2 protein-coding genes are annotated in these 1,346 nt (G+C 53.4%); one reads left to right on the forward strand and one right to left on the reverse strand.

Annotation, left to right across the window (positions count from 1 at the left end; all coding sequences use genetic code 11):
* A partial coding sequence (locus tag AB1467_07500; protein ID MEW6296099.1) for a hypothetical protein occupies positions 1–296 on the reverse strand: 296 nt, incomplete at its 3' end.
* Between the two features lie 640 nt (positions 297–936).
* Here AB1467_07500 and AB1467_07505 point away from each other — a divergent pair.
* On the forward strand, positions 937–1,346 hold a 410-nt coding region (locus AB1467_07505), incomplete at its 3' end, for a hypothetical protein (protein MEW6296100.1).

Raw genomic sequence — 1,346 nt, forward strand, 5'->3', positions numbered from 1 at the left:
AGGGCCGCTTCCAGTTTTTCACAGGCTGCGGCATATAGCTGGATGGTAGCGTGGGCGGCCTCCTGGCCGATTTTCGACTGCAGAAAGGCCACGACATGGCGACCTTCCAGGTTTTCGATGTTTTTGACCCCGAAATTCTCCTTGGCGAACGAGAAGCAACAACGCGCGACCTCCCGGTATTTGTCCGCGGTGGCGTAACTGTGGATCCCTATCCGTTTACCGACCTGGTGCCAGGTTTTAGCCCCAGCATCCCGGGCCTGTTCTTTAGCGGCATGCTTGGACTCCCCGATCTGCATAACTCCGGAAGTCTGAAATAGATAATCTACCTGGTGATATATCGATCCACGCACTTTTGCACCCTTGCTGAACCAATGGCACCGTATTATTTGCCCCGGAGCCGCGGGTGAACGAGCTTTAGTCCATACCCCTGGATTACCGTGCTGGGGTCTGCACCATGTTCCGCTTCGTACTTCTGCCGGTCTTGGTGCCGGCTCACCTCTGGGACCCACCCTCCCAGCCTGGGTATTCCCCTTTTTTTACCAGTCTAGGGAACGCCAACTGGCCGGCTAACACCGGATATTTTGCTTCTGCCGGTCATGGTGCCGGCCCACCGCTGGGACCAAACCCTCCCAGCCCAGGTGTTCCCCATTTTTTTTACCAGTTTGGGGAACGTCAACTGGGTTCCCGCCTCTCAGCGGTGCGCCGGCTGTGCCGGATATACCACAACGAGTTGGAGGGTATATTAATGCGTGAATTGTATGGCATTGGGGTAAGAATTGTCAATCTTTTTTCACACGCCTTCGCTTTACCTTTTAAATAAGAGAAAAAATTAATATGATAAAAATATATTGAATATTCAATCGTTGACAAATTTAACCTGATAATATTTATGTATTCTGTATACGTATTATTTTTTGATGATTTGGGGGGGGCAATATGACGTTTGACCTGGAATATTTTGCCACGATCTTTCCGGACGATGATCCAGCCGCGGCGCTCCGCTGGCTGGGGCGGCAACCGCTGCCGGTAATCCTCGAAGCCTTCAGGCTGCAAACCGACCTGCTGCGCCAGGCCAGATCCCGAAAGGAGGAAAAGCCCCCTCCTGAAAAATTCCCGGAATTTGTGCTGGCAAAATTGCTTGCGGCCATTGGCAAGATCAGAGGGACTGAAGAAGCCGTACACCGCAAGGGAGCGCTGGACCCGGAAGTCACCCGGAGGATTCAGGAACTGCGAATTGCCGGGGCCCGGGTCAAATCCCCAAGAAAACGGCCCAAGAAAGAGACGGTCCTCCGGGTGAAATTCGGCGCTTTGATTGACACCCTGCGTGCCAAGGGCCTGGGATGGCG

This window comes from Candidatus Diapherotrites archaeon (genome assembly GCA_040755695.1).
GTDB lineage: Archaea > Iainarchaeota > Iainarchaeia > Iainarchaeales > 1-14-0-10-31-34 > JBFMAK01.